Here is a 26,005-nt window from a genome sequence, read left to right as displayed (position 1 = left end):
CTAAACCTCAGTTCCTCGCCCGCGGAGCGACCGATGGATCGTCGCACGTTTCTCAAGTCCGCCGTCGCCGCCGGGGTCGTCGGCCCGGTTGTTGGTGCCAGCTACGGCCTCTACGAAGCCGGGGCGGTCGTCGTCGAACGGCCTGAAGTCGTCGTGCCGCGGCTGCCGGCGGCGTTCGACGGGCTCCGCGTCGCGTTCCTCGCCGACATTCACCACGGCCCGTACGTCGACCTCGACCACGTCACCGCGGTCGTCCGCACGACGCTGGCGCTACAGCCGGACGTGGTCGTCCTCGGCGGCGACTACTCGACCCGCGAGGCGCGGTACATCGGGCCGTGCTTCGAGGTGCTGACCGGGCTGAAGGCGCCGCTCGGCGTGTTCGGCGTGCTCGGCAACCACGACTACTGGCACGGCATCGCCGAGTCGCACGCCGGCTTCCGGTCGTCGCGAATCATGGAGCTGACGAACGCCGGCGTGTGGCTCGAACGCGGCAGCCACCGCCTCCGCCTCGCCGGCGTGGACGACCTGTGGTGCGGCAAGACGCACCTGGAGTCGGCCCTCGGTGACGCCCACGCCGACGACGCCTGCGTGGTGGTGAGCCACAACCCCGACTTCGCCGAGAAGCTGCGTGACGACCGCGTCGGCCTCATCCTGAGCGGCCACACCCACGGCGGGCAGTTGTACGTGCCGGGCTTCGGCGCCCCGATCGTGCCGAGCCGGTACGGGCAGAAGTACCTGAAGGGGCTGGTTCAGGCGCCGGCCACGCAGGTCTACGTGTCGCGCGGGCTGGGCACGGTCACGGCCCCGATGCGGTTCCGCAGCCCGCCGGAGCTAACGCTCCTCACCCTCCGCTCCGCTTAGTCACGCCGTCCACGTCTGCCCCGTGCCGGTGTGCGTGATGACGATCGCCGGTCGCGGCGAATTTTCACGCACGCGGAACGTCAGCGGCATGACCGCGGATGTGAGCACCGCCGCGGTCGCCTCATCGGCCCGCCCCTCGGACAGCAGCACCAGCCCGTCGAGCCGGAACAACTCCAGCGCCCACGGGTCGCGGTCGATGACCAACACTTCGCGGGTGCCGACGGCGGCATAGAAGTCGAGCTTGTCGCGCGGGTCTTCGCTCGGGCTGCGAATCTCCACGACGAAGTCGGGGCCGCCGCACCAGTGCGTGCCGCAGTCCTTCGCCCGCCCGCCGGCAAAGGTCACGACCACGTCGGGGCAGCGGTAGTTCTGCTTCCAGCCGGCTACCCGGTCGCTGACGTTCGCGCCGGGCTGCACGCTGTCGCCAGCCTCCCAGTCCACGACCGTGGCGAACGGGACACCAAGCCGCATCACGAGGTTCTGGTGCTCGTTATTCGGCAGTGCGGGGATGACGACGACTCCGTCCCAGACCTCGGTGTACCGGTCGCCGTCGGATTCCGAACGGGCCTTCACCACGTCCGCGGCCAGGTCGGGGTCGGTGATCAGCACGCTCACGGGCGGCCTCCCTTCGGGGCGGGGTCGCGGAGACTGCCGAGGAATTCGACCAGGTCGCGCAGCTCGCGGCGGGTGAGCTTGGGGTGCAGGTCCTCCGGCATCGCCGACGGGCCGGTGCGGCGGCCCTCGATCTCCTCTTTCGGGATGACTAGTTCGCGGTTCTCGGGCGTCACGAGCTTCAACTGCTGCGGGGTGTCTTCCTTCACGACGCCGCTCACGACGCGGCCGTCGGCCAGCGTCACGACGGCCGTCTCGAACCCCTTGGCGATCTGGGCCGACGGCAGCACGACGGCTTCGAGCAGGTAGCGGCGGTCCTTGCCGGGCTGGGCGGCAATGCCATTTAGCGCCGGCCCCACCTCACCGCCCTGGCCGTCGAGCTGGTGGCAGCGCTGGCAGTACACGGCGTTGTTGTTCAGGAACACGCTCCGCCCGCGGGCCGCGTCGCCGCCGGCCAGCGCCTCGGCCCACGGGGCGAGCTTGTCGGCCGACTTGCCCGCGGCCGTCCGGTAGGTCGAGGCGTCCTGCTTTAGAGCAGCGTGCAGCTTCGCCTTCCCCTTCGCCCGCGCGTCGGCCGCCTCCAGCACGTCGAGCAGGATGTCGGTCTGGCCCTTCCCCGCGGTCGCCGTCGCCAGGAGTTCGGACAGCAGCTTATCCCCCTCGGCCGTTTCACCAGCCTTGCCGAGGATCGCCAGCGCCGCCTGCTTCTCGGCCACGCTCGTCTTGTCGTCGCGGACGAGGCCCGGCACGTCGCGGAGGACCGCGGCGGGGTCGGCCTTCGCCTTCGCAGTGAGGCCGGCGGCGCGGAGCCGCGGCAGCGGCGAGGCGAGGGCGTAGCTCGTCATCTCGGCGAGGTTCGCCGCCTTCACCGCGACCAGCGCGGCGAGTGCGTCGGCACGGTCGCCGGGCGACGCCTTCTCGTCGCGGACGACGGCGCTGAGGAGCGGGCCGACCTCGGTGATGCCGAGCTTCGCGGTCACCTGCGTGGCCTCGGCGCGGACCGCGTCGGAGCCGGCGAACACGCCCGCCAGCAGCGGCCGCAGTGCCGCGGCCACGGGCGCCGAGTCGCGCCGCGGCAGGTCGTGCGTCAGCCCGGTGATCGGGTCGCGGCGCGGCGGGCTAGTCCAGTCGGCAAGTAGCTTCAGGGCGAAGACGCGCTGATGGTCCGGCTCGGTCGTGCGGGCGGCGAATCTAGCGACGCGGCCGACCGCTTCTGGCGTACCGAGGACGTAGTTCGCGGCCAGCGCCCGGTAGGCGATCGGGTCGGGCCGGCTGCCGTCGCTCAGCGCCGCGAGCGCGGGCAGCGCTCCGGCGATCCGCTCGTCGTAGACCCCACGGGCGGCCTCGGCAGCGATCTTCGCGTCGGGGTCGGCCAGGAAGCCGGCCAGCTCCGCGCCGCGGTGCCGGCGCAGGGCGAGCACCACCCCGAGCCGCACGGCCGGCACGTCGTAGCGGTCACGAACGGCCGCCCACATCCGCGCCAGCTCGCGCGAGTCGGCGGTCTGCCCGACGAGCCCGACCACCGCCGAGTGCCGGAGGTAAGCGTCCGCGTCGGCGTTCGCCTTGAGCACTTCGAGCAGGGGCACGACGCGTTCGGCCTCGGACCCCGGGGTGATCACGGCGATCGGGCGGTCGAGCCGGCGGAACGCCGCGGCCGCGAACGCCCGAACGCGAGGGTCGGCGTCCGTGCAACCGCGCGAGAGAACGGAGGCGAGGACGTGCGGGAGGTGCGGGAACGAGTCCAGCGTTCGGAACACCTGGGCGCGGATTTCGGCGTCGGCGTCGGTCACCAGTCCGGTGAGCCGCGCGATCGCGTGCGAGTGTTGCCGCCCGACGATCCCCAGCGCCCATACGGCGTGAACGCGACTCAACCGGTCTTTCGACGTGGCGGCGACCGCGGTGAGCCCGTTCGCCACGGCGTTGTCCGCACCACGGGCACCGAGCTCGATGCCGGCTTCGGTGCGCACCTGCTGGTGCGGGTGGCCCAGCAGCTTGAGCAGCTCGGCCGTGTCGCGCTTCTCGAAGCCCGCGGCGAGCAGCGTCTTGGCCTCCCCCACGGCCGGGTTCTTCATCGCCTCGGGGTCGGTGACGCGGTAGATGCGGCCCTTGTTCGGCGGGTTCCAGCCGCCCGTCCAGTCGGACCAGTAGAACGCGCCGTCCGGGCCGAACTCGCAGTCCGTCGGCACCATCCCGCGGACGAACGGCTCGTGCTTCGCCACCTCGAACCCGGCCCCCTTCGGCTTCACGGCCACGGCCCAAATCCGGCTGCTCGGCGACGAGGTGAAGTCGCAGGCGAAGAAGTGGTCGCGGTACTTGTCGTTCAGGCCGACGCCGGGGTAGTGCGTCAGGCCGGCGGGGCCGCTGCCGAAGTTCGCCAGCGCGGGAACGACGAACGCCGGCGGCTCACTGGTCGGGCTAATCGGCAGCCACATCTTTTCGACGTTCCACGGGCCGCGGTTCCCCTGCGGCGTGCCCGGCGGGTGGTACAGCGTGCCGTACTGGTAGCCGCCGCGCCAGCCGCTATCCCCGCCCTGCACCACGTACACCCACCGGGCCTGGTCGCCGCTGTCGGAGTTGTTGTCGTAGGTGAACAGGTTGCCGAGGTCGTCGAACGCCAGCTCCTGCGGGTTGCGGAGGCCCGAGTGCACGACTTCGAGGTTGCTCCCGTCCGGCTCGCAGCGGAGGACCGCCCCCGTGTTCGGGTAGCTCAGCTGCTTTCCTTCCTTCGTCGTGACATTGAAGCCCCGGTCGCCGATGCTGAAGTACAGCCGGCCGTCCGGCCCCATCCGTAAACCGTGCAGGTCGTGGCCGAGGAATTGGGCCGTCGGGCCGAAGCCGGTGAACAGGCTCTCCTTCACGTCGGCGGTGTTCGTGCCCTTCGTGTCCTTGAGCCGGTACAGGTCGGGTATGCACGCGAAATACACGCTTCCGCGGCGGGCCAGCACGCCGGCGGCGAGCCCGTCCTGCGCGCGGTTGTAGCCGCCGGAGAAGACGCCGCTCTTGTCAGCACGGCCCTTCCCGGTGCTGTCCCACACGACCCGCAGCTGGTCGGAATACTTCTCGAAGCCCTGGTACTTGTGCTTCTGGTACATCGCCAACAGGTCGGCGATGCTGCGGTTGGCGAGGTCCTCGTCGAGCCACTTCATGTGGCTGCGCGTGTCCGGGACGCCGTTGCCGAACCGCGTCGTCTCGGCGACGTAGGCGCGGCCCTGCTCGTCGAACGCGAACGCCACCGGGTTCGCCATCAGCGGCTCGGCCGCCCACACGCCGACCTTCAGCCCCTTCTCGATCTGCACCGTCACCAAGGCTTCCTCGGCCGAGCCCTTCCCGCCCGACCCGGCGGGGCCGTCGATCTGGTCCGGCGGGACGGCGGTGGCGACGACACCGGCGGCGAGCAGGCAGGCGAACGCGGCGGCGATGAGGCGGGCCGGCGGGGTCATCGGCGGACTCCGGAAGGTTGCGTAACTTGAGGCTACCGGACCAGTGCGGGGCGGGCAACGGCAGCGAACAAGCCCGGGGGCGGCCGTCCCCGGGCTCCGCGGACTGGGACGGAATCTACTGGTCGTCCGCTGGCATCTCGCCTTCCTTGGTCACGACCGCGGTGCGGGTCTTCGTCGCCCCCGCGGCCTTGAGCGTCACCGTGTACTCGCCCGGGGGCGCGGGCAGCGCCGCGCCGTACAGGCCCGGCGCGAGCCCGTCGAACGCCTTCGACGCGATCGTCTTGCCCGCCTTGTCCGTCAGCGTCACCTCGGCCTTTGCGGCGCCCTTGCCCAGGTAGAACGCCACGGGCACACCCGCCGGCGGGTTCGCGGCGGCGAACGCCTTGCCGAGCAGCTCCGCACCCTTCGCCGGGGCGGGCCGCGGCACCTGCTTCACCGCCACCGACGGCTTCACGTCGAACAGGTGCGCAGGGGCGGCCAACACCTCTTCCGAAAGCTGCTCCAGCGGGGCGATGTCCATGACCCACACGCCGCGGCCGTGCGTGCCGATCACCAGCTCGCGCTCGCGCGGGTGGATCACCAGGTCGTCCACGCGCACGCCCGGCGGCAGGCCCGTGTTCTTGAGGTGGTGCCAGTTCTTGCCGCCGTCCGGCGTCACGTACAGGCCCATCTCGGTGCCCGCGAACAGCACCTTCGGGTTCTTCGACGACTGCCGCACGACGCCGACCACGGCCCCGGCCGGCAGCCCCTTCACCATCGGCTCCCACGTCTCGCCGAAGTCCGTCGTCTTGAAGATGTAGGGCTTCGTGTCGTCGTTGCGGTGCCGGTCGATGGCCACGTAGGCGGTGCCGGGCTCCTTGTGGTCGCACTCGATCTTCGAGATGGCCCGGTCGTTCGGCACGTCCTCCAGGTTCTGGCCGACTTCCGCCCACTTGTTCCGCGTCTGGTTGCTGACCCAGATGTTGCCGTCGTCGGTGCCGGCCCACAGCACCAGCCCCTTCACCGGCGACTCGGCGAGCGTCAGGATCGTGCGGCCGTTCGCGGCCGCGCCCTTCACCCGGCTCAGGTCGGGACTCTGCTTCGTCCACGTGTCGCCGCGGTTCGACGAGCGCCACACGTACTGGCTGCCGAAGTACAGCACCTTGGTGTCGTGCGGCGACAGGATGAACGGGGCGTTCCAGTTGAACCGGTTCGGGGCCGCGGGCTGCTGCGGCTGACCGGGCGTCGGCTGGTTCGTCGGCGGGCCGGGGCGGATCTTCTTGGTCTGGTCCCCCTTCTGAGCTTTCAAGTTCGTGCGGTTCAGGCCGCCGAACAGGATTTCGTGGTAGATCACGTCCGGGTCGTCGCGGTCCACGGCCACCTGGAAGCCGTCGGCGGTGCCGCCGATCCGCTTCCAGTCGGCCACGGTCACGCCGTCCGCGAAGGGTGTGGACACGGGGGCGCCCCAGGTGCCGTTGTCCTGCAAGCCCCCGTACACGCGGTACGGCGTGCGGCTGTCCACTGCCACGCCGTAGAACTGGCTGATGACCATGCCGCGCCTCATCGCCCAGTTCTTCCCCTGGTCCTTGCTGACGTACAAGCCGCCGTCGGTGCCCAGGATCATGTGCTTGGGGTCTTTCGGGTTCACCCACAGGGCGTGCATGTCGCTGTGGACGCCGGCCGTCGGCGCCGTCTTCATGTGCTTGCCGCCGTCGGTCGAGTAGTGGAACGACACGCCGAGCACGTACACCCGCTCGGGGTCTTCGGGGTCGACCCGCACCTGGCCGTAGTAGAACGGCCGCGGCACCAGCTGGTTCACGACCTCCCACGTCTTGCCGCGGTCGGCCGAGCGGAAGACGCCCCCGTTGTCCGCCGGGCCGCCCGGCTCGGCGACCTGGCCGATGTTGGTGACCGCCTTCGTCTTGTCGGTCTGGACGACTGCGTAAACGATGTTCGGGTCTTTCTTCGACACCGCGACGCCGCAGCGGCCGTAGCCCCGCTCGGGGAGGCCGCCGGCCATCTTGTCCCACGTCTTGCCGGCGTCCTGCGACTTGAACAGGCCGCCCTTCGCGTTCGTCTGCTTGGCCGGGTTTGGGCCGCTGAAGCCGTCGCGGCGGACGCCCCACGCCGCGGCGTACAGGGTGTTCGGGTCGGCCGGGTCGAGCGCCACGTCCACCACGCCGGTGTCGTCGTCGATCTTCAGGCTGTGCGCCCACGTCTTGCCGCCGTCGGTCGTCTTGAACAGGCCGCGCTCGGGGTTCGGCCCCCAGAAGTGACCGACGGCCGCGACGTAGGCCGTGTCCGGGTCGGTGGGGTGGGCCACGACGCGGCCGATGTGGTGAGTGTTCTCCAGGCCGCACGCCTTCCACGTCTTGCCGCCGTCGGCGCTGCGGTACACGCCCTTGCCCCACGACACGCTGTTCCGCGGGTTCCCCTCGCCGGTGCCGACGTACACCACCTCCGGCTTCGCCTGACACACCGCCACCGCCCCGATGCACTGCGTCGGCTGCGCGTCGAAGACGGGGTTGAACGTCTCGCCGCCGTCGGTGGTCTTCCACACGCCGCCGCCGGCGCTGGCGACGTAGAACGTGTCCGGGCTGCTCTCCACGACCGCCACGTCGGTGACGCGGCCGCCCGTGTTCGCGGGGCCGATGCACCGCGCCTTCAATCCGCTCAACACCCTCTGGTAGGGCGTCGGCGGCGCGGGTGCGCCCTCGGGCTGCGAGCGGACGGCAGACGTGGCCAGGAGGCCGCAGAAGGCCGCGGCACAGAGGATCGGTCGGACCATGACGGCTCCCGGTGCAGGGTGCCGCCAGCATACCGCCGCCCGACCGTTGTGTCTCGCGCGAACCCGCGGTTCGTGACACCCGCCCGAGTCGGCAGTTCACTTCCCATTTTTCGGCAGTGTGTTGCTCAACACGCCCGCCGTGGCACCCACGACAAAACGAACGTGCCCGGCCGTTCTTTCACGGTTTCGAGGCGTAATTGCTAGTTTTCGTGGGGGATTTCGCAGGCAGTGCGGCTGCGAAAACGAAAAGAGGCGGGGCACGGGTCTGGATCGTCGCCCATTCGATCCAGACTCTCATGCCCCGCCCACATCCAGTAATGCAGCCCGCGTGCCAATTCAGGCTCAACCGACATTCTTCCCGCTCGCTCCAGCGGCGATCATTGTTTCCGGCCGAGGGGGGTCGATTCGCGGAAACATGTCACCGACTCATAAAAAAGTCCGTTCGAGGAAGTCACATCATGAGCACCACCGCCTACGCCCCGGAGTTGCTGGACCACGTTGACCCCGTTCCCGACGCCCACGCCGGGTGGCTCTGGGACGGGCTCCTCGCCCGCGGGGATGTCGCCCTCCTCACCAGCGTGTGGAAGACCGGCAAGACCACGCTCCTCGCCGGCCTCCTCCGCGCCCTCGACGCCGGCGAGCCGTTCCTCGGCCGGGCCACCGCACCGGGCCACGCCGTCGTCGTCTCGGAGGAGGCGCGGCACCACTGGGCCGCGCGCCGGGCCGCGATCCCGTGCGGCCAGCGCACGCGGCTCGTGTCGCGCCCGTTCCCCGGCCGGCCGACCGCGGCCGAGTGGGCCGCCCTGGTCCGCGCCGCGGAGGACGACCGCGCGAAGACCCCGATCGACCTGTTCGTCGTGGACCCGCTCGCCACCTTCCTCCCCGGCCGGAGCGACTGCGACCCGGGCGCGCTCCTCGACTTCCTCCACCCGCTCCGCCGGCTGGCCGAGGGCGGCACGGCGGTGCTGGTGCTCCACCACCCCCGCAAGGAGAAGTCGGAGGACGGCAGCGCCGCGCGCGGCAGCGGCGTGCTGCTGGGGTACGTGGACGCGACGCTGGAGCTGGGCCGCTTCGGCCGGCTCGCGTCCGACGCCAACCGCCGCCGGCTGACGGTGCGGTCGCGGCACCCGTCGGCCCCGGAGTCGGTGGTGTACGAGTGGGTGGTGGGGACGCCGGAGTTCCGGGTGGTGGCCGACGGGGCCGACGCCCGGTTCCGCGAGAACTGGGAGGAGGTGCGGCGGCTCCTGGCCGGGCGGCCGACGGCGGCGAGCGTCCGCGACCTGCTGGCGACGTGGCCGGAGGACCGGCCGGCGCCGTCGAGTCAGCAGTTGTACGGCTGGCTCCACCGGGCGGTGCGGGAGGGCCTGGCCGAGCAGTGCGGCCGCGGCACGAAAGGCGACCCGTTCCGCTTCGAGCTACCGCGGAAGCGCAGCCGCCTCGCCGACCTGCCGCCCCTCCCGCCGCTGTGACGGGAGGGACGGGCCGACTGGACATCATCCGACGTGGTTCGCACCCTCACCCCGCGTGCTTCGCCGCGACCCTCTCCCCCGAGGGGAGAGGGTACATAGCCTTGTCCTGACCCTCGGTCGGCGTGGCTGCGACGAGCAAGGCGGTGGTCGTGAACAGGAACACCAGTCGGAGCATCGCGAGTCTCCGGATAGTGCCACGGCGCCTGGTACAGCCGATCGGCCCCAGAGAGTACCGCCGCGAACCGCCACGGCCCCGCGGGAAATCCGAAACTTGCCGGCTCAATTCCGCCCCCACGCTGGCCGCTCCGTCGCCCGCCCGCTATCACAACCGTTCCTGGTGAACCGCCGCCTTGTGGGGTCTCGCGCCGTGGCAGTCCGCATCCGTATGAAGCAGATGGGCCGGACGCACCGGCACTACTACCGCATTGTGGCCATCGACGGCCGCCAGCCGCGCGACGGCCGGGCCATCGAGGAGCTCGGCTCCTACGACCCGCACGTGCCGGATGCGGACAAGTCCGTCACCCTCCGCCCGAGCCGGATCAAGTACTGGCAGAGCGTCGGGGCGAAGGCGTCCGAGAACGTCGAGGCCATCCTGCGCAAGCACATGAGCCGCTGCGAGACGCTGGAGGCCGAGGCCGCCGCGAAGGCCGAGGCCGCCAAGAACCCGCCGCCGGCCCAGTAACACGCCCATGGCCGCCGTCCGCTTCGACGTCCTCACGCTGTTCCCGGGGATGTTCGACAGCTACGTCCGGCAGAGCCTCCTCGACGACGCCATCGCCGCCGGGCTCGTCGAGGTCCACGCCTGGAACATGCGGGACTGGACGCAGGACAAGCACACCCGCGTGGACGACCGCCCGTTCGGCGGCGGCCCCGGGATGGTGCTGATGGCCCAGCCGGTGGTGGACGCGGTCGAGGCGGTGCGGGCGAAGGCCGAGCCGCCCGGCACCCTGGTGATGCTCACGCCCGCCGGCGAGCGGCTGACGCAGCGGGTGGTCGAGCAGCTGGCCACCGAGCCGCGGCTGCTCCTGCTCTGCGGGCGGTACGAAGGCTTCGACGACCGCATCCGGCAGGTGCTGAAGCCGCGCGAGATTTCGGTCGGCGACTTCGTGTGCAACGGCGGTGAAGTCCCGGCGATGGTGGTGATCGACGCCGTGATCCGCCTGGTGCCCGGGGTGCTCGGCGACGCCGCGAGCGCGGCCGACGAGAGCCACAGCGAGGACGGCCGGATCGAGTACCCGCAGTTCACCCGGCCGCGCGTCTACCGCGGGCTGGAAGTCCCGGAGGTGCTGCTCGGCGGCAACCACGGGGCGGTGGCGAAGTGGCGGAAAGAACAAAGCGACCAGCGTAGCAGGAACCCGAGGCCATGAACGCTCCCCACATCCGGCTCGTCGAGGAGCCGCAGCTGAAGTCCGACGTGCCCGACTTCCGCGTCGGCGACACGATCGAGGTCCACCAGAAGCTCCTGGACGGCGCCAAGGAGCGCGTCCAGGTGTTCGAGGGCACCGTCATCGCCCGCCAGAACGGCGGCGTCCGCGAGACGATGGTCGTCCGCCGCATCGTGCAGGGCGAGGGCGTCGAGCGCATCTTCCCGGTCCACTCGCCGCGCATCGCCAAGATCGTGGTGAAGAAGGCCGGCAAGGTCCGCCGCGCCAAGCTCTACTACCTCCGCGACCGCGTCGGCAAGGCGACGAAGGTGAAGGAAGACGTGAAGCGGCAGGCGACGCTCGACGCCAACCTGAAGGCCGCCGCGATCGCCGACGCCAAGGCCGCGCAGGAGGCGGCGGCGGCCCGCGTCTCGACCGAGGGCGGGGTGTCGAAGACGGCCGCGAAGAAGAAGGCGAAGAAGGAGGCCGAGAAGGCCGCCGCCGCGAAGAAGAAGTAAGCCGTGTTCGCCCGCCGGCCGTGGTGGCGGCGCTGGTTCGGCCGCCGCAGCGAGCGGGCGGCCGCCCGCTTCCTCCGCGGCCTCGGCTACCGGGTCGTCGCCGCCAACGTGACCGACCCGGCCGGCGAGATCGACCTGATCGCTCTCGACGGCGAGACGGTGGTGGTGGTGGAGGTCCGCAGCACCGCGACCGACGACTGGGAACGCACCGCCGCCTCCGTGGACCTCCGCAAGCAGCGGAAGATCACCGGGGCGGCGGTTCGCTTTCTCGCCCGCCGCCGGCTGCTGGAGGGCGTCGCCGTCCGGTTCGACGTGCTGGTGCTGTGCTGGCCGCCGACGGCGCGCGAACCCGTCGTCCGCCACTTCCCTCACGCCTTCGAGGCCACCGGCCGCTTCCAGTTCCACGGGTAGAATCACACTACGGCCGCCCTTCCGCTTGTTAGGCCGGGGCGCAAGCCCCGTCGGGTTGTATCAGCCCGACGGGGCTTGCGCCCCGGCCTAACGGCTCACACGAGCCGCCATCCACGGACCACCAATGCCCACCGCAGACGAGCAGTTCGCCCTCCTCACCCGCGGCGCGGCCCACATCGAGAAGGCCGACGAGCTCCGCAAGAAACTCGCCGCCGGGCGCCCGTTGCGCGTCAAGTACGGCATCGACCCCACCGGCTTCGACGTGCACCTGGGCCACACGGTGCCGCTGCGGAAGCTGCGGCAGTTCCAGGAGCTCGGCCACACCGCGGTGCTCATCATCGGCACCGCCACGGCCGCGGTCGGCGACCCGAGCGGCCGCGACTCCTCCCGCGCCGGCCTCACCCCCGAGCAGATCGAGAAGAACGCCGCCACCTACCTCGAACAGATCGCCAAGGTGGTGGACATCACGAAGGCCGAGGTGCGGCCGAACGCCGACTGGTTCAACAAGTTCGGGTTCGCCGACATGCTCAAGCTGCTCGGCAGCACCACGGTCCAGCGGATGCTCGAGCGCGACGACTTCTCGAACCGCATCAAATCCGGCACGCCGATCTACCTGCACGAGTGCCTGTACCCGCTGATGCAGGGGTGGGACAGCGTCGAGGTCCGCGCCGACGTGGAGCTCGGCGGCACGGAGCAGCTGTACAACCTGATGGTCGGCCGCGACCTCCAGCGGGCGGCGGGGCAGGAGCCGCAGGTGTGCCTGACGATGCCGATCCTCCGCGGCACCGACGGCGAGAAGAAGATGGGGAAGTCGGTCGGCAACTACGTGGCGCTGGCCGAGCCGGCGCGGGAGCAGTTCGGGAAGACGATGCGCATCCCCGACGGTCTGATGCGCGAGTGGTACACGCTCCTGACCGACCGCACGCCGGGCGAGATCGACGCGATCCTGGCCGGCAAGCCGAACGAGGCGAAGAAGGCGCTGGGTGCCGAGATCGTGCGGCAGTACCACGGGGCCGCGGCGGCGGAAACGGTGCTGGCCGACTGGCGGAAGCAGTTCGAGGAGAAGGGCGACCCGGAGGCGATCGCCGAGTTCACGGTCCCGGCCGCGGAGGTGGCCGACGGGGCGGTGTCGGCGGTGAAGCTGATCGTGCTGGCGAAGTTCTGCGCGAGCAACGGGGAAGCGCGCCGGAAGATCGACGAGGGGGCGTTCAACTACGGCCCCGACCGCACCAAGCCCGCCGACGCGAAGGCGGCGGTTCCCGTGGCCGACGGCCTGGTCGTCCGCCTGGGTCGCAAGGTGGCCCGCCTGCGGCTCGGCTCCTGAGCCCGGCGGGCGTCGGCGGGTGGCCCGGGGTGCAGCCCCGGGCGGGCGTTGGCGTGGCGTGTGGGACCGACGCGAATCGACCTCCGCCGCGGGCCGTACCCAGAGGCTAGACGAGGCCCGACGTGGCGACCTTGATCCCCTTGATCATCATCTTCAGCTGGTCGGCGTTCGGGCTGAACTCGAGCGCCGTCGACTTGTCCACGTCGCCGCGCTCCACGAGCTGCCGCAGGTTCTCGTTGAAGTCGAGCATCCCCTCGTTGTAGAACGAGCGGATCGCGTCCAGCAGCTTCTCGTCGCGGTGCTTCAGGATCAGGTCGCGGATCGTCGGGTTCACGATCATGATCTCGTTCGTCGGCACCCGGCTCTTGCCCGGCTTGATCGACGGGATGAGCTTCTGCGCCACCACCGCCTTGAGGTTGAACACCATCGACTGCCGCACCGCCCCGTGCTGGCTCGGCGGGAACAGGCCGAGGATGCGGTCGATCGTGCTGTAGGCGTTCGACGCGTGGATCGTGCCGAACACGACGTGCCCGGTCTCGGCCGCGTGGACGGCCGCCTCGAACGTCTCGGCGTCGCGCATCTCGCCCACCAGGATGATGTCCGGGTCCTCGCGGACGGCGTGCTTCAGCGCCGTGTGCCAGTCGGACACGTCGAGGAAGACCTCGCGCTGGTTCATGATGGACATCTTGTCCTTGAACACGAACTCGATCGGGTCCTCGATGGTGAGGATGTGGAGCGCCTCGGTCGCGTTCATGTAGTCGAGCATCGACGCGATGGTGGTGCTCTTGCCCGACCCGGTCACGCCGGCCAGCAGCACCATCCCCTGCTCGTAGTGGCACAGCGTCTCGATGCTGTCCGGCAGGCCGAGGTCGGCGAACGACGGGATGCTCTGGTTCACCAGCCGGGCCACGACGGCGAACTTGCCGCGCTGCTTGAACAGGTTCACCCGGTAGCGGGCCTCGTCGTCGCCGATGACGTGGGCGAAGTCGGCCCCGCCGGTGTCCTCCAGCACCTTGCGGTCCTTCTCGCGGAGGATCGGGTAGATCAGCTTCTCCAGGTGTTCCTGCGACAGGGTGGGCGTGTTCATCTTCTGGATGACGCCCCGGAGGCGCATCATCCCGGGCAGGCCCGCCTTGAGGTGCAGGTCGGAGCCCTTGTGGAGCATGACGGTGCGGAACAGCTGGTTGATCATCGGCTCGCCGGGGACCGGCTGCGCGACCTTCAGCCCCGGCTCGGTGCCGTTGATCGGGTGCGGCGACTGGAACGACATGCCGGCCATGAACGGGCTCCGTGATGTGAGTCAGGCCGTCAGCTTCGGCGCGACCCGGACCGGCACCCCGCGGGCGGCGAGGTACGCCTTCGTGTCCGGGATCGAGAACTCGTTGTAGTGGAAGATGCTGGCCGCCAGCGCCGCGTCGGCCCCGGCCGCGAACGCCGCCCGCAGGTGCTCCGGCGAGCCGGCCCCGCCGCTCGCCACCACCGGAATGTTCACCGCCCGGCTGACCGCCTCCACCATCGGCAGGTCGTAGCCGTTCTTGGTGCCGTCGGCGTCCATCGACGTGAGGACGATCTCGCCGGCCCCCAGCTCCTCGACGCGCCGCGCCCACGCCACGGCTTCGAGCCCCGTGGGGATTCGGCCGCCGTTCACGAACACCTCCCACGTCTCGCGCCCGTCGCGCGTCACCCGCTTGGGGTCAATGTTCACCACGGTCGCACAGCGGCCGAACTTCTCGCTCACCTCGCGGATCAGCCCCGGCGTCCGCACCGCGGCCGAGTTCAGGCTCACCTTCTCGGCCCCGGCCTGGATGATCTGCGTGGCGTCGTCGAGGGTGCGGATGCCGCCGCCGACGGTGAACGGCATGAAGATGGTTTCGGCCACGCGGCGGATCATGTCGAGCAGGATCGCCCGGCCCTCGTGGCTGGCGGAAATGTCCAGGAAGACGAGCTCGTCGGCGCCTTGTTCGTCGTACCGGCGGGCGACCTCGACGGGGTCGCCGGCGTCGCGGAGGCCGACGAAGTTGGTCCCCTTCACAACGCGGCCGCGGTCCACGTCCAGGCAGGGGATGATCCGCTTGGTCAGCATTGAACTGATGCTAGCGGCCGCGGACGGCGCGGTCAACGGGGCGAAGCCGGGGCCGTTGTGCTACCTTGTCACCAAACCCGTCATCCCCCGAGGTCGCCCCCGTGCGCCGACTGCTCCGCTTCCTCGCCCTCTCGGCCGTGCCCGCCGCCGCGGTCGTGTGCCTCGTCGCCGTTCCTGCGCCGGCCCGGCCGCCGGCCGGCCTCGCGCGCCTGATCGACGAGGTCGTGACCGGCCCCGACTACACCCACGCCAGCTGGGGCATCCTCGTCGTCGACGCCGACGGCAACCCGGTGTACGCCCGCAACCCGGACCAGATGCTCGCCCCGGCGTCGGTCACGAAGCTGTTCACGTGTGCCGCGGCGCTGCTCGCGCTCGGGGCGGACCACACCTTCGTCACCGACGTGTTCCGCCGCGGGCTGTTGCTCAACGGCACCCTCCGCGGCGACCTGATCCTCGTCGCGTCCGGCGACCCGATCATGGGCGGCCGCACCGGCCCCGACGGCAAGACGGTGTGGAAGAACAGCGACCACACCTACGCCGGTAGCGGGCTGGCCGAGGCGTACCTTACCGACGCCGACCCGCTCGCGGGGTTGAACGACATCGCCCGGCAGGTGAAGGCCAGCGGCGTCAACGCCGTCGAGGGCGAGGTGATGATTGACGACCGGCTGTTCGCCCGCGCCCGCAGCTCGGGCAGCGGCCCGGACGTGGTCTCGCCCGTCACCGTCAACGACAACGTCGTCGACGTGATCGTGACGCCCGGGGCGAAGGCCGGCGACCCGGCGACGGTGAAGACGCGGCCCGAGACGGCGTTCTTCCAGGTGGACGCGCAGGTGAGCACGGCCGACGAGAAGGCCAAGGCGCAGGTCGAGGTACTGGCCGTGGGGCCGAACCACCTCGCGGTGCGCGGCCGGGTGCCGGCCGCGGGCAAGGCGGTCGTGGCCATCCATCCGGTGGCCGAGCCGGCGCTGTTCGCGCGGGCGCTGCTGGTCGAGGCGCTGCGGCGCAACGGCGTGCGGTGCGAGGCGGCGGTGATCCGCCCCGGCCTCCCGACGCTGCCGCCGCGCGGCGACTACGCCACCCTCACGAAGGCGGCGACGCTGAAGTCGGCGCCGCTGAGCGACCTGACGACGGTGACGCTGAAGGTGAGCCACAACCTGTACGCCAGCACGCTGCCGTGCCTGGTCGCGGTCGGCGACGGCCGCACCACCGCCGCCGACGGACTGCGCCGCGGCCGGCGGCTGCTGACGGACCTGGGCGTGGACGCGGGGGCGTTCTCGTTCGGCGGCGGGGCGGGCGGGGCGGAGGCGGATTGCGTGTCGGCGCGGGCGACGGTGCAACTGCTGCGCGGCATGGCGGCGCGGCCGGAGTGGGCCGCCTACCGGGCCGGGCTCCCGGTGCTCGGGGTGGACGGGACGCTGGCCGCGGTCGTGGGCCGCGACAGCCCGGCCCGCGGCAAGGTGTTCGCCAAGACGGGTACGCTGTACTGGACGGACGTGGCCAACGACCGGTGGCTCCTCCGCAGCAAGGCGCTGGCCGGGACGATGATCACCAAGGGCGGCGCGACGCTGTACTTCGCCATGTTCGTGAACAACGTGCCGGTGTCGCGCGAGACCGGATCGGCGCGCGAGGGCCGCGTCCTGGGCCGGCTGTGCGAGATCATCCACGACAACGGGCCGTAACCTGGAATGACCGTAACCCTTCAGCCTCCAGAACAGGGCTTGCGCTTCTCGGCGGGATCCCGAGAACCGCGGGCATGCCCGCCGTGGCCCCGATCCTCGATGACGCCTTCGTCGCGGCCTTCCGCGCCGGCACCCTGACCGCCGGGCAGGCCGAGGCGGCGTTGCCCCGCGACCGGGCCGCCGCCATCTTCTTCCTCCTCCAACTCTGCACCGCCCTCGGCTCACCCGCGCCCGCCGGCGGTGCCCACACGCCCCCGGGCACCGTCCCGCCGTATGCCAGGCCGTCGGCCACGCCCCCGCGGAAGAAACGCCGGGCCGTGCCCGGCCACCCCGGCACCCCACGCCCGCGACCCGAGCACATCGACCGCCACCAGTCGCACCAACTCCCCGCCTGCCCCGACTGCGGTGGGCGGCGCACCCGCACCGGACGGACCCGCACCCGCCTCGTCGAGGACGTCCCCGACGACCTCCGGCCCGAGCTGACCGAGCACACCATCCACCGCGACTGGTGCCCGTGCGGCCGGAAGCCGGTCGAGCCCCCGGTCCCCGACGCCCTCCCCGGCTGCACCGTCGGCAACCGCACCGTCGTCTTGTCCGCCGGGCTCCACTACGGGCTGGGGGTCACGACCCGCCAGATCGTGGACGTCTTCAACGGCCACCTGCACCTCCCGATCACCGACGGCGGGCGGACCCAGATGTGGCACCGCCGGGGCGACGTCCTGGGGCCGTGGTACGAGCAGGTCCACCGCCACGGCCTCGACGCCGGCGTCCCCCACGCCGACGAGACCGGGTGGCGCGTCGAAGGACGGACGCACTGGCGGTGGTGCTTCACCGGCGCCGACGCCACGTACGACCGGATCGACGAGTCCCGCGGCCACCCGGCCCTCGACCCGTTCTTCGTCGAGGAGTTCGCGGGTCTGCTGGTGACGGACTTCTGGGCGGCGTACGACGCGGTCGGGCGGGCCAAGCAGAAGTGCTGGCCGCACCTGCTGCGGGAACTGAAGGAGATGGGCGCGGGGTCGGACGCGGGGGGCGACTGGCCCGACTTCGCCCGGCGGTTGCGGCGGGTGTAAGCCGACGCCGTACGGCTGGAACTGACGCGCCGGGTGAAGCCGTCGGACGAGTACGGCCTGAAGCTGTCGCGGCTCCACGCCCGGGTCGTCGATCTGAGCATCGGCGACTGGTCGAACCCGCACGCCCGGCGGCTGGCGAAGCGGTTGCGCAAGTACGGTGAGGAGTTGCTCACGTTCGTGGAGTTCGAGGGGGTGCCGTCGTCGAACAACCACGCCGAGCGGGAGGTCCGGCCGGCGGTGCGGATGCGGAAGGCGAGCCACGGGAGCCAGGGCGCGCGGGGGGCGGCGACGCGGGGCGTCCGGAGAGCGTGTGCCGGACCCGGAACAACCGGGACCTGGACCCGCTGCAAACGATCCTCGACGCCCTGCGGGCCTACCCCACCACCGGGACGCTGCCACCGCTGCCGGAGAAAGCCAGTTCAGGAGGCTGAAGGGTTACCGAGGGACAACTCGCGACGAATTCAGGGGTCTCTTCCTTCCAGTAATCTCTATTACCGCTACTTCTTCTTCTTCTTCTTCTTCCGCTCCTCGGCCCGCTGCTTGGCGCTCTTGCGGGTGCCGGTGTCGCCCTTCGTCTTCAGCATGTCCATCCCGCCGGGCATGAACGCCCCCGCCTTCCCGAGGCCCGTCACCATCTTCAGCCGCTGCCACATCGACATGCTCGCCATCTGCTTCATCAGGAACCGCACCTGCTCGAACTGCTTCAGGAACTGGTTCACCTCGTGCGGCTCGACGCCGGCCCCCCTGGCGATGCGGCGGCGGCGCGGCGTGTCGATGATGTCCGGGTCGTCCTTCTCCTTCTTCGTCATCGAGTCGATCATCCCCTGGACGCGCTTCAGCGCCTCCTCGGGGTCTTCGCCCTCGGGGATCATCTCGCTCATCCCCGGCATCCGGCCGAGCATGTCCTTCATCCCCATCTTGGCGATGGTGGCGAACTGCTGGCGGAACATGTCCAGCGTGAACTGCCCCTTGGTCAGCGCCTCCTGCTGCTTCTTCAGTTCCTCCTCGGACACCTGCGACTGGATGCTGGCGATCTTCTCGACCACCCCCATCAGGTCGCCCTGGCCCATGATCCGGCCGGCCATCCGCTCGGGGACGAAGTCTTCGAGCTTGTCCACCTTCTCGCCGACGCCGATGAACTTCACCGGCACGCCGGTCACGCCCTTGATCGACATGGCGGCGCCGCCGCGGGCGTCGCCGTCGAGCTTGGTGAGGATGCAGGCGTTGAGCTCCAGCGCGTCGTTGAACGCCTTGGCGACGTTCGCCGCCTCCTGGCCGATCATCGCGTCCACGACCAGGTAGCACTCGTCCGGCTTCACCAGCTTGTCGATCCGCTGCAGCTCCGCCATCAGGTCGTCGTCGATCTGCAGCCGGCCGGCGGTGTCGAGGATGACGGCGTCGCACAGCGTCCTCTTCGCCTCGGCGACGGCGTTGCGGCACACGTCCACGGGGTTCGTGGCTTCGGAGTAGACCGGGACGCCGATCTGCTCGCCGAGCGTGCGCAGCTGCTCGACGGCACCGGGGCGCTGCAAGTCGGCCGCGGCGAGGAGCGGCTTGCGGCCGCGCGACTGGAGCGTGAGCGCGAGCTTGGCGGCGGTGGTCGTTTTGCCGGCGCCCTGGAGGCCGCACAGCATCAGCACGACGGGCCGGTCGGCGCGCTGGGGGATTTTCGGGTCCACCGGCCCCATCGTGGCCACGAGCTCGTCGTGGACGATCTTGATGATCTGGTCGGACGGGTTGACGCGGGCCAGGACTTCCTGGCCCACGGCCTTCGCCTCGACCCGGCCGATGAAGTCGGTGACCACGTCGTAGTTGACGTCGGCCTCGATGAACGCGCGGCGGACCTCGCGCAGGCCGTCGCGGACGTTCTCGGCGGTGAGCTTACCGCCGCGGAACTTCTTGAACGCCTCGGTCAGCGACTTGGTAATGCCTTCGAACATCGAGTCACCGTCCCGGTATCGTCGTGCGGGCCGCCGGCGGGGCGGACGATAGGTTACTGTAAGGCCGCACCCGGCGCGGTTCAACGGGACGGAAAGCGCGGCGGGTCTCGCCGGTATCCCCGGAGTCGCCGCCGCTCACCCAAGGAACACGCATGCGCTACGCACTCGTTCTCGTCGCGGCCGCCGCCGCGACCGCCGCCCGCGCCGACGACTGGCCGCAGTGGATGGGGCCGCAGCGCGACGGCGTCTGGCGCGAGGACGGCGTCCTCGACAAGTTCCCCGCCGGCGGGCCGAAGGTGCTGTGGCGGCAGCCGTGCGGGCCGGGCTACTCGGGGCCGTCGGTGGCGGCCGGGAAGGTCTACGTCCCCGACTTCATGCCGAAGGACAAGCTACCGGACGGCGGATTCGCCAAGGGCGAGTTCCGCGGCGAGGAGCGCCTGGTCTGCCGCGACGCCGCCACCGGCAAGGAGCTGTGGGCCGACGCCTACCCGGTCGAGTACCGGATCGGCTACCCCGGCGGGCCGCGGGCCAACGCCACGGTGGACGGCGGGAAGGTCTACGCCCTCGGGGCGATGGGCGACCTCCGCTGCCTCGACGCCGCGACCGGGAAGCTGGTGTGGGCCAAGAACTTCATCCGCGACTACGGGGCCGGCACCCAGATCTGGGGGCACGCCGCCCACCCGCTCATCGACGGCGACCGGCTCGTCTGCCTCGTCGGCGGGACGAACGACCGCATGGTGATCGCCTTCGACAAGCACACCGGCAAGGAGGTCTGGGCGTCTCAGAGCACTGCCGGCGACTTCGGCTACAGCGCTCCGGTGGCCCACGAGTTCGGCGGCAAGCGGCAGATCGTCGTCTGGCACAGCAAGGCCGTCGTCGGGCTCGAACCCGCGACCGGGAAGCGGCTGTGGAAGCAGGACTTCGACGTGAAGTTCGCCCTCACCGCCCCGATGGCGCGGAAGGTCGGCACCGACGGGCTGTTCGTCACGTCGTTCTACAACGGGTCGATGTTCCTGAAGGTGGGCGCGGACAAGGCCGACGTGGTGTGGAAGAGCAAGACGAAGGGCGAGGCGGCGAGCCAGACGACGGACCTGAGCTCGATCATGCCGACGCCCGTGATCGACGGCGACACCGCGTACGGCGTGTGCAGCTACGGCCAACTCCGCGGCCTGGACGTTCCGAGCGGCAAGCGGCTGTGGGAGACGATGCAGGCGACCCGCGGCAAGCGGACCCCGGCGAAGGTGGCGGCGAGCGACGAGCCGGCCGGGAGCGAGCGGTGGAGCAACGCCTTCCTGACGCCGCAGGGTGGCCGCTACTTCCTGTTCAACGAGCAGGGCGACCTGATCATCGCCAAACTGACGAAGGCCGGCTATGCGGAGATCGACCGGGCGAACGTGATCGAGCCGACGAACACGATGGCCGGCGCCGGGCGGAAGGTCGTGTGGGTCCACCCGGCCTACGCGAACAAGTGCATGTTCGTGCGGAACGACCGCGAGGTCGTGTGCGTGGACCTCCGGCAGTAGGGGAGCGTGGTCGATGGATCACGCCGCCGACCGCGGCCGGCCGGCCGGCCGGCCGCGGACGGCGGTGCGGATGCGGAAGGCGAGTTACGGGAGCAAGGGCGCGCGGGGGGCGGCGACGCGGGGCGTCCGGATGAGCGTGTGCCGGACCCGGAAGAACCGGGGCCTGGACCCGCTGCAAACGATCCTCGACGCCCTGCGGGCCTACGCCACCACCGGGACGCGCTGCCACCGCTGCCGGAGAAAGCCAGTTCAGGAGGCTGAAGGGTTACCGAGGGACCAATTCCCAATGACCCACCAATGACCAAGGAATTCCCGCGGGAATTCCTTGGTCATTGGTGGGTCATTGGGAATTGGTCATTCCGGGCCAGTCACCACGTCAGAGGTTCTCGCGCGGCTTCGGGTGGGGAGATGCCCAGCGCCTTCGCTGCGATCGGCGCCACTAGCAGCGCCGACGCCCGCCGGTCTTGTTTCCCGAGCGCCGGAACCCCCTGCCCCGCGGCGAGCACCGGCACGTGCGTGTCGTACGGGTGCGGGCTGCCGTGGCTCGTCCCCTCGGCGTAGCCCGTCACCAGCACGCCGGGCTGCGGGATCACGATGATGTCGCCGCAGCGGTCGGCGTGGTACGCGAGCTTCACCTGCTCCAGCAGCGGTCGCAACTCGGGGCCGGCGCCGGGCGGCAGCGTGCCCGTCTCGATCTGCTTGCGGGTGAAGGCCACCAGCTGCGAGTTGTGGCGGTTGCCGAGCCACTGCGCGGCGAAGTCGGCCACCTTGTCCAGGTCCGCCCCGCGGGCGCGGATCGCCGCGTGGTTGAGGTACACCCACGGCCACACCTGTTGCGCGTCCTTGCCGTCGAGTTCGAGCCAGCGCGTGAGGCCGGTCGGGGCGGGGCCGAACACCTCGTCCAGCGCCGCGGGCAGCCCCGGCAGCAGTGCGTTCACCGACAGCCGCTCCGCCCGTTGCAGCCTCTTCCCCTCCGGGATCGGGCAGATGCCGTGGTCGGCGGTCACGACGACCGTGTGCCGGCCCTTACCGACCGTGGTGTCGAGGAACGTGAGCAGGTCGGCCATGAGCCGGTCGGAGCGGAGCGTGATGTCCAGCACCTCGTGCGAGTCCGGCCCCCACTGGTGGCCCACGAGGTCGTTCGACGAGAAGCTCAGGCACAGCAGGTCGGCCGCTTCGCCGTTGCCGAGTTTCTCCGCGGTCACGGCCTGCTTCGCCAGTTCGAGCAGCAGCTCGTTGCCGAACGGCGACGTTTCCACCGAGGCGAAGTAGCGCGGGCCGGCGGCCTCCTCGTCGCTCATCGGGTGCGGGAACTTACGCCCCTGCTTCGCCCCGTACCCCTCGCCGGGGGCGTCGTCCTTGCCGGCGAGCGCGTCGTAGTTCAGGTCGGGGCGCAGCCGCTCCCACGTCTTGCCGACCCACCGGGTCGCGGTACCGGAGGCGTTGAACTCCTCGACCCACGGGTGCGGCTGTGGCCGGTAGTTGCTGCCGGTGTGGAAGCGGCCGTCGCGCGTGTCGAAGCAGTAGGCGGCGTCCGGCTGTTTGCCGCCCAGCATCGCGGCCGAGCGGTCCTTGATCGAGAGCACGACGACCCGCCCCTTGCCGCCGGTGGCGACGCGCAGGCGGTCGGCGAGGGTTTCGACCATGACGCGGTCGGGGCCGAAGCCGAGGCCGCTGCCGCGCGCCGGCTGCCCGCCGACGAGCAGCGGCGGGACACGGTCGTGGGCGCGGTCGGGCTGGGCGCAGTAAACGCGGGCGGCGGCCTTCCGGTCGTACCAGTCGTTCTCGACGACGCCGTGTGCCGACGGCGGAGCACCGGTGGCGATGCTGGCGTGACCCGGCCCGGTGGACGTGCAGGCGTAGGGGAAGTGGGCGTCGGCGTACCACACGCCCTCGCGCTGGAGGCGGGCGAACCCGTCGGGGCCGAAGTGCTCGGCCCAGTGGGCGAGGTAGTCGCCGCGGAACTGGTCGAACACGACGACGACGACGAGCCGGCCGGGGCCAGTCGGGGTGCCGTCGGGGACGAGGCCGTTGGGCGCGGGGCCGCGGCGGGTGAAGTACCAGACGCTAGTCGCGACTACGACGACGAGCAGGGTCAGAACGATCAGGAGCGTGACGCGGCGCATCGGATCACCCGCCGAGCGGGGTCGCGTCAGCGCCCCGTGCTTACGCAGTACGTCCAGTCTCGGGTACGCACGGGGCGCTGACGCGACCCCGCTCGATGGCGTCTATCGCCCGTCGTTCGCCAGCAGCTCCCACTTCTCGCCGAAGAACCCGGCCCGCACGACGTTCCCCGGGTAGCGGCTGTTCGGCGGCGTCGTGATGTCCACGACCGCGTAGTCCGGCAGCATCGGCACCTGGCGGGCGTTGTTGAGGTACGCGTACTCGCGGAACGTGAACCCGCTGTTGAGCACCACGTACTTCGTCGGGTTCAGCGGGTTCGGGTAGATCAGCACCGGCACGTGCGTCCCCGCCGGGTACGTCTTGTCGCCGACCGTCACACCCGCGGCCGTCCACTTCACCGGCAGCTTGTCGGCGATCTTCGCCAACACCGCGTTGCTGTTCGGGTCGCCCCACAGGACGAGGTTGGCGTTCTTGATCTGCTCGTCGGTCAACTTCGTGTCGTCGGTCACAGGTGCGTCGCCGCGGAAGTGCTTCCGCCAGTGCGTGACGGCGTGTTTCATCTCGGCGTCGGCCCAGGCGCCGACCTTCTCGTTCAGCGCCTTGCCAGTCGGCCGCACCATCACGAAGCGGCTCAGGAAGGCGTCGTCGATCGGCCCCTGCAGCCCGGGGGTCTTCGCCAGCCCCGACGCGGGTGCCGCGCCGACTGCCGGCCCCCCCGCGACGTCGGTAAAGCGGAACTCGTTCGGGCGGCCCACGTCGGGAAGCCCCTTCTGGTCCAGGACGACCTTCCCGTTGACCGTCACCTTCACGTCGCGGGCGCGGCTCCGCAGCGTGAACGCCGTGACGCCGGTCGTGGTGATGTCGTACGCGCCGTCCTTCATCGTCGCCCGCACGGTCGCCGGCTCCCAGTGCTTGACGAGCCCGTCCAGCAGGATCGGGTCGCACTGGTTGTAGCTCAGCGTGTACGTCGTGAACCGGATCTCGTCACGCTGTTTCGGCAGCCCCTTCGCCACGACCGCGTCGATCCGCTTGTTTACCTCCTCCTTCGCCGCCTTCTCGTAGCTGTGGGCCGTCTTCGGGCCGACGACGTGGGTCAGTTCCAGGCCCACCTTCTTCATCTCGCGGGCCATCACGTCGGCGGCCTGCTTCTGCTTGTCGATCTCGCCGCTGTACGCGACCGTCGGCACGTTGAAGATGTTCTGCGCGTAGTCGGTGGCGTTGTACATCCGCCACAGCTTCTGCTCGTACCACTTCGGCTGGACCTTTTCGCCCTGGAAGTTGTTGAGGAACTCGGGCGTCTCGCTGAAGCCGGCCCCGGGGGCGGCGGCGCACCACAGGGTCGGGAAGTGGACGGCGTACTGCCAGCACGCCGCACCGCCCATGCTGAACCCGCGGGCGACGAGCCGCGACCAGTCGATGCGGTAGTGGTTCGAGACGTGGGCGAGGCACTCGAACGTGTCGATCTCGCCGGCGAACTTGTTGGCGTTGCAGTAGCGGCCGTAGGGGGCCAGGATGAATGCCCCGGGCGCCGGGATGATGCCGCCCGCGTTCTGCGTGACGGCCAGGAAGTTCACTTCGCTCAGCGTCTCGCCTCGGCCGTGCCACCAGAAGTCGAGCCGGTGATCGGCATTCCCGACGAACTGGTAGTTGGCCGGGACGTGCAGCCCGTAGGGCTGCGCGGAGCCGTCGATCTTCGAGAAGTAGCCGCGGACCACGTAGCCGGTCTGCGTCGTCCACGGGTGCTTGCCGTCCTTCAGCAGCCGGGCGCGCTCCAGCCCGGCCTTCAGGACGTTCTTCACCGCCGGGATGCCCTTCGGGTCGAACACTTCCTTGTACTCGACGGCGTACCGCACGGCCTTCTCGTAAATCGCGACATCGGCGAGCAGCGGGTGCCTACCGATGTCCTTGATGAGCCCTTGCAGCTCGGCGAGCCCCTTCCGCAGCTCGGCGTCGTCGGCCGGCGGCAGGTCGATCCCCTTCGGCGGGACGGGGCGGACGTTGTCCGGGATGTTGTCGGCCGGGCCGTCGGCGGCGGCGGGGAGGGCGACGAGCGCCGCCAGGAGGGCGGCGGGGAAGGCGCGCGCGAACATCGGAGGCTCTCGCGGGGTCGGTGGGATGCGGTGAGTGTAGGGACCGCACCCTACTCCGCCGCGGGCGGATCCGATAAACCAACAGCCACGACCGTGTCCCCCGTCCGAGCCCGCGCGGCTCGCACCGCGGAGAGTTCCGATGGCAGCCGTGAAGATGATCGATGTCCGCAAGGGCATGGTGCTGAACATGGGCGGCACCCTGTTCTACGTCCTCGACCGCGACCTCAACACGCCCGGGAACTGGCGGGCCATCTTGTACCTCAAGATGAAGAACCTGACCACCGGGAGCATCACCGACGAGCGCGTCCACCCGGACGACAAGGGTGAGGTTGTGTACCTCGACACGAAGGACTTCAACTACTCGTACAAGGACGGCGACGAGTACGTGTTCGTGGACGGCGAGACGTTCGAGCCGGTCAACCTCGGCGCCGACATGGTCGGCGACATGATGAAGTACCTCCGCGAGAACGACCCGGTGAAGATCACCTTCTACGACGGCAAGGCGCTGTCGATGGAGTTGCCGCAGACGGTCACGCTGAAGGTGACGGAAACGGAGCCCGGCATCAAGGGCGCCACCGCCGCCGCCCAGACGAAGGCGGCGACGCTGGAGACCGGCGTCGTCGTACAGGTGCCGTCGTTCATCGCCGTGGGTGAGCAGATCGTCATCCAGACGGAGGACGGCAAGTACCTCAAGCGGGCGGCGAAGGAAGGGAAGTAGCCGGACCCC

General features: G+C 70.5%; 21 protein-coding genes and 2 pseudogenes. 14 read left to right on the top strand and 9 right to left on the bottom strand.

The window, feature by feature from the left end:
• Positions 1-33: 33 nt before the first annotated feature.
• Positions 34-861 carry a metallophosphoesterase gene (locus ETAA1_RS13440; RefSeq protein ID WP_145238910.1) on the top strand — a complete coding sequence of 276 codons (828 nt, stop codon included), beginning with the start codon at positions 34-36 and terminating at the stop codon, positions 859-861.
• Here ETAA1_RS13440 and ETAA1_RS13435 read toward each other — a convergent pair whose 3' ends face one another.
• From ETAA1_RS13435 to ETAA1_RS13425, 3 genes are all read right to left on the bottom strand, one after another.
• On the bottom strand, positions 862-1,476 hold the full coding sequence (locus ETAA1_RS13435) for a Uma2 family endonuclease (RefSeq protein ID WP_202920872.1): 615 nt from the start codon (positions 1,474-1,476) through the stop codon (positions 862-864).
• Entirely contained in the window at positions 1,473-4,913 is a 3,441-nt protein-coding gene (locus ETAA1_RS13430; protein WP_145238905.1) for a PVC-type heme-binding CxxCH protein, read from the bottom strand. The genes ETAA1_RS13435 and ETAA1_RS13430 overlap by 4 nt, the downstream gene beginning before the upstream one ends.
• 115 nt (positions 4,914-5,028) lie before the next feature.
• Complete coding sequence (locus ETAA1_RS13425) at positions 5,029-7,680, bottom strand: VPS10 domain-containing protein (RefSeq protein WP_145238902.1); 2,652 nt, start codon at positions 7,678-7,680, stop codon at positions 5,029-5,031.
• 458 nt (positions 7,681-8,138) lie between these two features.
• Between ETAA1_RS13425 and ETAA1_RS13420 the strand changes: the two genes are divergently transcribed.
• Entirely contained in the window at positions 8,139-9,149 is a 1,011-nt protein-coding gene (locus ETAA1_RS13420) for an AAA family ATPase (RefSeq protein ID WP_202920871.1), read from the top strand.
• Positions 9,150-9,195: 46 nt separating this feature from the next.
• On the opposite strand, the gene ETAA1_RS33435 is transcribed toward ETAA1_RS13420, so the two are convergent.
• Positions 9,196-9,324, bottom strand: coding sequence for a hypothetical protein (locus ETAA1_RS33435; protein WP_261342015.1), 129 nt, complete (start codon positions 9,322-9,324; stop codon positions 9,196-9,198).
• A gap of 192 nt (positions 9,325-9,516) precedes the next feature.
• On the opposite strand from ETAA1_RS33435, the gene rpsP reads away from it, so the two are divergent.
• The 5 genes and pseudogenes from rpsP to tyrS all read left to right on the top strand — a co-directional run bounded on the left by rpsP (position 9,517) and on the right by tyrS (position 12,766).
• On the top strand, positions 9,517-9,831 hold the full coding sequence (gene rpsP, locus ETAA1_RS13415) for a 30S ribosomal protein S16 (RefSeq protein ID WP_238389438.1): 315 nt from the start codon (positions 9,517-9,519) through the stop codon (positions 9,829-9,831).
• A gap of 7 nt (positions 9,832-9,838) precedes the next feature.
• Positions 9,839-10,516 (top strand): tRNA (guanosine(37)-N1)-methyltransferase TrmD, encoded by a 678-nt coding sequence (trmD, locus tag ETAA1_RS13410; RefSeq protein WP_145238897.1) that lies wholly within the window; start codon positions 9,839-9,841, stop codon positions 10,514-10,516.
• A pseudogene (gene rplS, locus ETAA1_RS13405) lies at positions 10,513-10,857 on the top strand (50S ribosomal protein L19); the annotation flags it as partial. The gene trmD and the pseudogene rplS, both read left to right, overlap by 4 nt.
• Before the next feature lie 177 nt (positions 10,858-11,034).
• Entirely contained in the window at positions 11,035-11,442 is a 408-nt protein-coding gene (locus tag ETAA1_RS13400) for a YraN family protein (RefSeq protein ID WP_145238890.1), read from the top strand.
• 124 nt (positions 11,443-11,566) lie between these two features.
• A complete protein-coding gene (gene tyrS / locus ETAA1_RS13395; protein ID WP_145238886.1) occupies positions 11,567-12,766 on the top strand; it encodes a tyrosine--tRNA ligase in 1,200 nt (399 codons plus the stop codon).
• A gap of 106 nt (positions 12,767-12,872) precedes the next feature.
• Here tyrS and ETAA1_RS13390 read toward each other — a convergent pair whose 3' ends face one another.
• Both ETAA1_RS13390 and hisF read right to left on the bottom strand, forming a co-directional pair.
• Entirely contained in the window at positions 12,873-14,045 is a 1,173-nt protein-coding gene (locus ETAA1_RS13390) for a type IV pilus twitching motility protein PilT (protein ID WP_238389437.1), read from the bottom strand.
• A gap of 21 nt (positions 14,046-14,066) precedes the next feature.
• Entirely contained in the window at positions 14,067-14,849 is a 783-nt protein-coding gene (gene hisF / locus ETAA1_RS13385; RefSeq protein ID WP_145238884.1) for an imidazole glycerol phosphate synthase subunit HisF, read from the bottom strand.
• A 101-nt stretch (positions 14,850-14,950) separates the two neighbouring features.
• Here hisF and dacB point away from each other — a divergent pair, with 101 nt between their 5' ends.
• From dacB to ETAA1_RS33430, 4 genes and pseudogenes are all read left to right on the top strand, one after another.
• Positions 14,951-16,528, top strand: a complete 1,578-nt coding sequence (dacB, locus tag ETAA1_RS13380; protein WP_202920870.1) for a D-alanyl-D-alanine carboxypeptidase/D-alanyl-D-alanine endopeptidase — start codon at positions 14,951-14,953, stop codon at positions 16,526-16,528.
• Positions 16,529-16,602: 74 nt separating this feature from the next.
• Positions 16,603-17,601 (top strand): IS66 family transposase, encoded by a 999-nt coding sequence (locus tag ETAA1_RS13375; RefSeq protein WP_145238878.1) that lies wholly within the window; start codon positions 16,603-16,605, stop codon positions 17,599-17,601.
• Between the two features lie 33 nt (positions 17,602-17,634).
• A pseudogene (locus tag ETAA1_RS33825) lies at positions 17,635-17,877 on the top strand (IS66 family transposase); the annotation flags it as partial.
• 32 nt (positions 17,878-17,909) lie between these two features.
• Entirely contained in the window at positions 17,910-18,032 is a 123-nt protein-coding gene (locus ETAA1_RS33430) for a hypothetical protein (RefSeq protein WP_261342014.1), read from the top strand.
• Between the two features lie 66 nt (positions 18,033-18,098).
• Here the strand turns inward: ETAA1_RS33430 and ffh are convergent, their stop codons facing one another.
• Complete coding sequence (gene ffh / locus ETAA1_RS13365; protein ID WP_145238874.1) at positions 18,099-19,541, bottom strand: signal recognition particle protein; 1,443 nt, start codon at positions 19,539-19,541, stop codon at positions 18,099-18,101.
• Positions 19,542-19,693: 152 nt separating this feature from the next.
• On the opposite strand from ffh, the gene ETAA1_RS13360 reads away from it, so the two are divergent.
• Together ETAA1_RS13360 and ETAA1_RS13355 are read left to right on the top strand one after the other, a co-directional pair.
• Positions 19,694-21,064 (top strand): PQQ-binding-like beta-propeller repeat protein, encoded by a 1,371-nt coding sequence (locus ETAA1_RS13360; RefSeq protein ID WP_145238871.1) that lies wholly within the window; start codon positions 19,694-19,696, stop codon positions 21,062-21,064.
• Positions 21,065-21,077: 13 nt separating this feature from the next.
• Positions 21,078-21,365, top strand: coding sequence for a hypothetical protein (locus ETAA1_RS13355; RefSeq protein ID WP_145238868.1), 288 nt, complete (start codon positions 21,078-21,080; stop codon positions 21,363-21,365).
• Between the two features lie 67 nt (positions 21,366-21,432).
• On the opposite strand, the gene ETAA1_RS13350 is transcribed toward ETAA1_RS13355, so the two are convergent.
• Both ETAA1_RS13350 and ETAA1_RS13345 read right to left on the bottom strand, forming a co-directional pair.
• A complete protein-coding gene (locus tag ETAA1_RS13350) occupies positions 21,433-23,190 on the bottom strand; it encodes an alkaline phosphatase family protein (RefSeq protein ID WP_145238865.1) in 1,758 nt (585 codons plus the stop codon).
• A 102-nt stretch (positions 23,191-23,292) separates the two neighbouring features.
• The gene (locus ETAA1_RS13345; protein WP_145238862.1) at positions 23,293-25,278 is read right to left on the bottom strand and encodes a prolyl oligopeptidase family serine peptidase; all 1,986 of its coding nucleotides are present in this window, start codon (positions 25,276-25,278) and stop codon (positions 23,293-23,295) included.
• Between the two features lie 139 nt (positions 25,279-25,417).
• On the opposite strand from ETAA1_RS13345, the gene efp reads away from it, so the two are divergent.
• On the top strand, positions 25,418-25,996 hold the full coding sequence (gene efp, locus ETAA1_RS13340) for an elongation factor P (protein WP_145238858.1): 579 nt from the start codon (positions 25,418-25,420) through the stop codon (positions 25,994-25,996).
• The last annotated feature ends 9 nt before the right edge of the window (positions 25,997-26,005 follow it).

Origin of the sequence: Urbifossiella limnaea (genome assembly GCF_007747215.1) — a bacterium.
In the GTDB taxonomy this organism is placed as follows: domain Bacteria; phylum Planctomycetota; class Planctomycetia; order Gemmatales; family Gemmataceae; genus Urbifossiella; species Urbifossiella limnaea.
Note: the sequence above shows the minus strand (reverse complement) of the source record. Positions and strands in the feature narration are given on the sequence as shown.

What these genes read in the sequence shown, in the direction of transcription:
- ETAA1_RS13440 (WP_145238910.1), top strand. Translation starts at nt 34, where the DNA reads ATGGATCGTCGCACGTTTCTCAAGTCCGCCGTCGCCGCCGGGGTCGTC.
- ETAA1_RS13430 (WP_145238905.1), bottom strand. Translation starts at nt 4,913, where the DNA reads ATGACCCCGCCGGCCCGCCTCATCGCCGCCGCGTTCGCCTGCCTGCTC.
- ETAA1_RS13425 (WP_145238902.1), bottom strand. Translation starts at nt 7,680, where the DNA reads ATGGTCCGACCGATCCTCTGTGCCGCGGCCTTCTGCGGCCTCCTGGCC.
- ETAA1_RS13420 (WP_202920871.1), top strand. Translation starts at nt 8,139, where the DNA reads ATGAGCACCACCGCCTACGCCCCGGAGTTGCTGGACCACGTTGACCCC.
- ETAA1_RS33435 (WP_261342015.1), bottom strand. Translation starts at nt 9,324, where the DNA reads ATGCTCCGACTGGTGTTCCTGTTCACGACCACCGCCTTGCTCGTCGCA.
- trmD (WP_145238897.1), top strand. Translation starts at nt 9,839, where the DNA reads ATGGCCGCCGTCCGCTTCGACGTCCTCACGCTGTTCCCGGGGATGTTC.
- tyrS (WP_145238886.1), top strand. Translation starts at nt 11,567, where the DNA reads ATGCCCACCGCAGACGAGCAGTTCGCCCTCCTCACCCGCGGCGCGGCC.
- ETAA1_RS13390 (WP_238389437.1), bottom strand. Translation starts at nt 14,045, where the DNA reads ATGGCCGGCATGTCGTTCCAGTCGCCGCACCCGATCAACGGCACCGAG.
- hisF (WP_145238884.1), bottom strand. Translation starts at nt 14,849, where the DNA reads ATGCTGACCAAGCGGATCATCCCCTGCCTGGACGTGGACCGCGGCCGC.
- ETAA1_RS13375 (WP_145238878.1), top strand. Translation starts at nt 16,603, where the DNA reads ATGCCCGCCGTGGCCCCGATCCTCGATGACGCCTTCGTCGCGGCCTTC.
- ffh (WP_145238874.1), bottom strand. Translation starts at nt 19,541, where the DNA reads ATGTTCGAAGGCATTACCAAGTCGCTGACCGAGGCGTTCAAGAAGTTC.
- ETAA1_RS13360 (WP_145238871.1), top strand. Translation starts at nt 19,694, where the DNA reads ATGCGCTACGCACTCGTTCTCGTCGCGGCCGCCGCCGCGACCGCCGCC.
- ETAA1_RS13355 (WP_145238868.1), top strand. Translation starts at nt 21,078, where the DNA reads ATGGATCACGCCGCCGACCGCGGCCGGCCGGCCGGCCGGCCGCGGACG.
- ETAA1_RS13350 (WP_145238865.1), bottom strand. Translation starts at nt 23,190, where the DNA reads ATGCGCCGCGTCACGCTCCTGATCGTTCTGACCCTGCTCGTCGTCGTA.
- ETAA1_RS13345 (WP_145238862.1), bottom strand. Translation starts at nt 25,278, where the DNA reads ATGTTCGCGCGCGCCTTCCCCGCCGCCCTCCTGGCGGCGCTCGTCGCC.
- efp (WP_145238858.1), top strand. Translation starts at nt 25,418, where the DNA reads ATGGCAGCCGTGAAGATGATCGATGTCCGCAAGGGCATGGTGCTGAAC.